This window comes from Burkholderia sp. LMG 13014, from assembly GCF_905232215.1.
In the GTDB taxonomy this organism is placed as follows: domain Bacteria; phylum Pseudomonadota; class Gammaproteobacteria; order Burkholderiales; family Burkholderiaceae; genus Burkholderia.
Genome location: NZ_CAJNKE010000466.1, coordinates 1 through 4,706, shown reverse-complemented (window position 1 = coordinate 4,706; position 4,706 = coordinate 1). Strand labels below are relative to the sequence as shown.

The 4,706-nt window shown below is 66.7% G+C and carries 5 protein-coding genes; 3 read left to right on the top strand and 2 right to left on the bottom strand.

From position 1 onward, the window contains the following. Together JYJ84_RS28780 and JYJ84_RS28775 are read left to right on the top strand one after the other, a co-directional pair. Nucleotides 1-606, top strand: a 606-nt coding sequence (locus JYJ84_RS28780) for a LysR substrate-binding domain-containing protein (protein WP_205189782.1), incomplete at its 5' end; no start/stop codon positions are given. A 71-nt stretch (nt 607-677) separates the two neighbouring features. Further along, entirely contained in the window at nt 678-1,088 is a 411-nt protein-coding gene (locus tag JYJ84_RS28775; RefSeq protein ID WP_175223367.1) for an ACT domain-containing protein, read from the top strand. Nucleotides 1,089-1,170: 82 nt separating this feature from the next. On the opposite strand, the gene JYJ84_RS28770 is transcribed toward JYJ84_RS28775, so the two are convergent. Continuing rightward, nucleotides 1,171-2,364: a urate hydroxylase PuuD gene (locus tag JYJ84_RS28770; RefSeq protein ID WP_122945658.1), complete on the bottom strand. Its 1,194-nt coding sequence runs from the start codon at nt 2,362-2,364 to the stop codon at nt 1,171-1,173. A gap of 51 nt (nt 2,365-2,415) precedes the next feature. Then, entirely contained in the window at nt 2,416-2,769 is a 354-nt protein-coding gene (uraH, locus tag JYJ84_RS28765) for a hydroxyisourate hydrolase (protein WP_011657188.1), read from the bottom strand. Between the two features lie 511 nt (nt 2,770-3,280). Here uraH and JYJ84_RS28760 point away from each other — a divergent pair. Next, nucleotides 3,281-4,693: an 8-oxoguanine deaminase gene (locus tag JYJ84_RS28760; RefSeq protein ID WP_122945657.1), complete on the top strand. Its 1,413-nt coding sequence runs from the start codon at nt 3,281-3,283 to the stop codon at nt 4,691-4,693. Nucleotides 4,694-4,706: the final 13 nt, after the last annotated feature.

Below are 4,706 nucleotides of genomic sequence, written 5' to 3'. Positions count from 1 at the left end.
GCGACGCACTGGCTGCTGCCGCGCCTGCCGCGTTTCAGGGCTGCGCATCCGGCGTTCGAGCTGTCGTTCGACATCACCGACCGGTTGCGCGATTTCGATGACGACGACGTCGATGTCGCGATCCGCTTCGGCACCGGGCGTTATCGTGACGCGTGCGCGCAGCACCTGTTCGATACGTCGGTGGTCGCGGTCTGCAGCCCGGCGCTGTTGTCGGCCGGGCCGCCGTTGCGCAAGCCGCGCGATCTGCTGCGCCACACGCTTTGCCACGTCGATTGCGAGGTCGACGGCGTGACCTGGCCGCGCTGGTCGGCGTGGATGGCCGCGGCGGGCGTCGACGGATTCGACGACAGCCGGTGCGTAGCGTTTCCGGATTCGAGCCACGTCGTGCAGGCCGTGACGGACGGCACGGCGGTCGGTCTTGCAGAGCCGCGCATGATTGCGCGCGATCTCGCGGAAGGGCGCGTCGTGCAGCTGTTCGACGTGAATGTCGAGGTGGCGCCCGGCCTTGCGTATCACGTCGTGTATCCGGAGCGCACGCAGGACGATCCGCGCATCGTCGCCTTGCGCGACTGGCTCGCGGATGAAGTCGCGACGATGCGCGCGTAGTGGTGGTGGCGGCGCGTGCTATCGTGCCCGCATCGCCACTGCACGACACCCTTTCCGGGTGCGTTTCTCCGATGAGCCAACCTGAAAGCAACCTCGCGATCCTGCTGAGCACGATGCAGCCCGAACTGCATCCGGGCGCGTTCGCATTCGTATCGCTGCCGATCGACGCAGACGTGTCGTTATCCGAAGTGATCGCGACATTCCGCGAAGCGGAAGGGCTGACGGTCGTCGTCGGCGAGGAGACTGCCGCGCGTCGCGGCTGGCCCGTGTTGTTCCGCGCCGCCTGGATCACGCTGACCGTGCATTCCGACCTCGCGGCGGTCGGCCTCACGGCGGCGTTCGCACGCGCACTCGGCGCGGCCGGCATCAGTTGCAACGTGATGGCGGCTGCCTGTCACGATCACATCTTCGTGCCGTTCGACGACGGTCCGCGTGCGCTCGATGCGCTGGTCGCGCTCCAGCGCGACGCGATGCGCAACTGAAGCACGCAAAAAAAACGGGCCCGTCATCGGGCCCGCGAACGGAGAGGATTGCGCCGGCATCCTGCATCCGGCGCACGGCGGCTTACTTGTTCGCGCCACCCTCGAACCAGGCGGCGAGCTTGGTGCGCTCGTCGTCGGTCATGTGCGTGACGTTGCCGATCGGCATCGCCTTCAGGCGCACGGCCTGTTCGTAGATACGCTGCGCGTTCTTCGACACTTCGTCCGGCGTGTCGAACATCACGCCTGCGGGCGCGCTGCCCATCAGCGTCGGCTTCGCCGAGTGGCACTCGACGCAGCGCTGCTGCAGGATCGGCATGATGTCGTTGATCACGACCTTCGGTGCGTTCGCGGCCTGCGCTTCCGGTGCGACCGGCTTCGGCATCGTCCAGACCAGCGCGGCCGACAGCAGTGCGACGCCGCCGATCGGCAGGTACCACAGCTGCTTGCCGCGGTGTCGCATCACGAAGAACTGGCGGATCAGCGCGCCGGCCAGCATGATCATCACGAGCACGACCCAGTTGAACTTGTTCGTGTAGGTCATCGCATAGTGGTTCGACAGCATCGCGAACACCACCGGCAGCGTGAAGTACGTGTTGTGCACCGAGCGCTGCTTGCCGCGCTTGCCGTAGATCGGGTTCGGCTCTTCGCCCTTGAGCATCTTGTCGACCATCTTGCGCTGGCCGGGAATGATCACGAAGAACACGTTTGCCGACATGATCGTCGCGAGCATCGCACCGACGATCAGGTACGCGGCACGGCCCGCGAAGATGTGGCACGCGAGGTACGCGGCGGCGACCACGTAGATGCCGACGCAGATGCCGAGCACGCGATCGTTGGTGCCGAGGATGCGGCACAGCGAGTCGTAGACGATCCAGCCGGCGGCGAGGAAGCCGAGTGCGGATGCGACGGCGACCACCGGGCCCATGTCGAGCACGCTCTTGTCGATCAGGTACGTGTTCGGCGCGAGCAGGTACAGCACGAAGAACAGCGAGAAGCCCGACAGCCAGGTCGTGTACGACGGCCACTTCGACCAGTGCAGGTCATCCGGCATTTCCGGCGGGGCGACCGTGTACTTCTGCATGTTGTAGAAACCGCCACCGTGGACGTGCCACAGTTCGCCGAACACACCGCGCTTGCGCTGGTTCGGGTCGGTCGGCGGTTTCAGGCTGTTGTCGAGTGCGACGAAATAGAACGACTCGCCGATCCACGCGATGGCGACGATGACGTGCAGCCATCGCAGCGCGAGGTTCAGCCAGTCGGTGATGAAGCCTTCCATGAAACTCCTCCAGACTCAGATTTTGTATTGATGCGGGCGCCGATGCGTATGTCAGCTGCCGCGATAGGTGCTGTACGACCACGGCGACACGAGCAGCGGCACGTGGTAGTGCGAGGCGGTGTCGGCGATGCCGAAGCGGAGCACGACGCGATCGACGAAACGGGGTTCGGGCACCTTCACGCCGAGCGACGCGAAGTAGTCGCCGGCATGGAACACGAGTTCGTATTCGCCGGCGGCGAGCGCGGCGCCTTCGAGCAGGGGTTCGTCGCAGCGGCCGTCGCTATTGGTCAGCACGGTCTTGATCGCGCGGCGCGATTCGCCGTCCAGCGCGTAGAGGTCCACCTTGATTGCAGCGCCGGGACGGCCGTGCGCCGTATCGAGTACGTGGGTAGTGAGCTTTCCCATTCGCAATTGTCCTTGTGTGAATGCGAGGTTCGGCGGCGACTCGATCCATTGACTGTGCGGCGGATCGAGGCTCCACGTCACGTGGCTACATACCCGTCGGCGAGATTGAAGCGAGCGCCGTGCAGGCATTGTAAAAAGGTTCCCCGCGCAAATACGGGCGCGATATCAAAGATAATGCGCCGCGCATGAGCGGCTGTCGACGGCACGCCGGATCGGGCTTCCGGCGGGCGTTTCGGGCCTCCGGCGGGGCGTTGCGCGGCGTACCATATCGAAACCGTGAAGCGCGGTATTCCGGATCGCGCATTGTGTGCGGCGCGCGCTTGGGCGATCCTCCCGCCGTGCGCGTCGGCCTGTGGCCCGCGCGTACCCCGAAGACGGCGAGCACGCCGGGTAACCGGGCCAGGGCGTTCGAACGGACGCAGGCACCGGAGCGTGCCGCGATTCAGCGTTCGAACGGCTGTGTGACCGCCTCCAGGATCAGCCCCTGGAAGCAGACCGACGCGGAGAACGCATGAACCTCGAGCAGCACGCTGGCGCACGCGCGCCGAACCCTTCCTCATCCCGCCCGAAAACCCTGCTGGTCAAGCACGCCGATGTGCTCGTGACCATGGACGATACGCGCCGCGAGCTGCGCGACGCGGGGCTCTACATCGAAGACAACCGGATCGTCGCGGTCGGCCCGACCGCCGAGCTGCCCGACACGGCCGACGAAGTGCTCGACCTGCGCGGTCACCTCGTGATCCCGGGGCTCGTGAACACGCACCACCACATGTACCAGAGCCTCACGCGCGCGGTGCCCGCGGCGCAGAACGCCGAGCTGTTCGGCTGGCTCACGAACCTGTACAAGATCTGGGCGCACCTGACGCCCGAGATGATCGAGGTGTCGACGCTCACCGCGATGGCCGAGCTGCTGCAGTCGGGCTGCACGACGTCGAGCGATCATCTGTACATCTACCCGAACGGCAGCCGCCTCGACGACAGCATCGGCGCCGCGCAGCGGATCGGCATGCGTTTTCATGCGAGCCGCGGCGCGATGAGCGTCGGCCAGCGCGACGGCGGGCTGCCGCCCGATTCCGTCGTCGAACGCGAGCCCGACATCCTGCGCGACACGCAGCGCCTGATCGAGACCTATCACGACGAAGGCCGTTACGCGATGCTGCGCGTGGTCGTCGCGCCGTGCTCGCCGTTCTCGGTGAGCCGCGACCTGATGCGCGACGCGGCCGTGCTCGCGCGCGAGTACGGCGTGTCGCTGCACACGCACCTTGCGGAGAACGTCAACGACATCGCGTACAGCCGCGAGAAGTTCGGAATGACGCCCGCCGAATATGCGGAAGATCTCGGCTGGGTCGGCCACGACGTGTGGCATGCGCACTGCGTGCAGCTCGACGATGCGGGTATCGGCCTGTTCGCGCGCACCGGCACGGGCGTCGCGCACTGTCCGTGCTCGAACATGCGGCTCGCGTCGGGTATCGCGCCGGTGAAGAAGATGCGTCTCGCGGGCGTGCCGGTCGGCCTCGGCGTCGACGGCTCCGCGTCGAACGACGGCGCGCAGATGGTCGCGGAAGTGCGGCAGGCGCTGCTGCTGCAACGGGTTGGTTTCGGCCCCGATGCGATGACCGCGCGCGAAGCGCTCGAGATCGCGACGCTCGGCGGCGCGAAGGTGCTGAACCGCGACGATATCGGCGCGCTGAAGCCCGGCATGGCGGCGGATTTCGCCGCGTTCGACCTGCGCCAGCCGCTGTTCGCGGGCGCGCTGCACGACCCGGTCGCGGCGCTCGTGTTCTGCGCACCGTCGCAGACGGCGTACACGGTGGTGAACGGGAAGGTGGTGGTGCGGGAGGGGCGTCTGGCGACGCTCGACCTGCCGCCCGTCATCGCGCGTCACAACGCGCTTGCACAGGCACTGGTCGAGGCATCGCGCTGAAGAAAGACTGAAG

Coding starts and splice junctions, on each gene's coding strand:
- JYJ84_RS28760 (WP_122945657.1), top strand. CDS start 3,281: ATGAACCTCGAGCAGCACGCTGGCGCACGCGCGCCGAACCCTTCCTCA.
- JYJ84_RS28775 (WP_175223367.1), top strand. CDS start 678: ATGAGCCAACCTGAAAGCAACCTCGCGATCCTGCTGAGCACGATGCAG.
- JYJ84_RS28770 (WP_122945658.1), bottom strand. CDS start 2,364: ATGGAAGGCTTCATCACCGACTGGCTGAACCTCGCGCTGCGATGGCTG.
- uraH (WP_011657188.1), bottom strand. CDS start 2,769: ATGGGAAAGCTCACTACCCACGTACTCGATACGGCGCACGGCCGTCCC.